The sequence below is a fragment of the Saccharothrix sp. ST-888 genome, from assembly GCF_000955975.1.
Lineage (GTDB): Bacteria > Actinomycetota > Actinomycetes > Streptomycetales > Streptomycetaceae > Kitasatospora.
Genome location: NZ_JYJF01000674.1, coordinates 1 through 339 on the forward strand (window position 1 = coordinate 1; position 339 = coordinate 339).

The window sequence follows — 339 nt, forward strand, 5'->3', positions numbered from 1 at the left end:
GTGCTCGGCCGCCAGGGCGAGCACCGCCTCCTCGCCGGCCAGTTCCTGGAACCCGCCGGAGTTCTTCCGGTCGACCTTGTGGACGACCGGGGCGCAGGGGAGCGGCATGTAGCCGACCTCGCCCGAGCCGCCCGTGAAGCCCCGGTGCACCCGCTCGGCCACGGTCCGCAGCATCACGTCCCCGCCGACGCGCGCCCGCAGGGCGCCTTCGCTGGCCTGTTCGGCCGTCGGCGCCGCGCCCCCGTGCTGCGCCGCCAGGCCGAGCACCGCCCCCTCGCCGGCCAGTCCGTCCACCCTGCCGCAGGTCTTCCGGCGCACCTTCTGCCCCACCGCGCCGGG

Annotated in this window: 1 pseudogene; it reads right to left on the reverse strand. The window is 77.6% G+C overall.

The features are described from left to right. Positions 1-318 (reverse strand): annotated as a pseudogene (locus UK12_RS42255) (hypothetical protein); the annotation flags it as partial. Between the last annotated feature and the right edge of the window lie 21 nt (positions 319-339).